Source organism: Rhodococcus sp. MurmanLake-1 (assembly GCF_056945715.1).
Genome location: NZ_JBWZNF010000087.1, coordinates 1 through 265 on the forward strand (window position 1 = coordinate 1; position 265 = coordinate 265).

Consider the following 265-nt stretch of genomic DNA (forward strand, 5'->3'; position numbering starts at 1 on the left):
GTTCTTCGCCAAGTGCTGCTTCGAAGCCGACGACCGGCTCGGCGCACCGGCCGCCTGCCGGTGGTTCCTCAACTGGTTCGACGACACCCCCCGCGCGGACATGCGGCGGGACCTGCTCGCCGAGGTGGAACTGACCCTGGCCGAGCGGATCGGGGTCGAGATCCCGGTGGTGCCGGCGACCGAACCGGCCTTTGCCGACCCGCGCCAGAAGGTGGCGTTCGCCGCCGCCTGACGCACGCCCGAGCATTACTGTACACAAAAACAC

General features: G+C 69.1%; 1 protein-coding gene. It reads left to right on the forward strand.

Features of this window, described 5'->3' with window-relative positions; genetic code table 11:
* Positions 1 to 232 (forward strand): hypothetical protein (locus AC2ETI_RS32760; protein WP_483635069.1); only part of this gene is annotated, 232 nt, incomplete at its 5' end.
* Positions 233 to 265 lie beyond the last annotated feature (33 nt).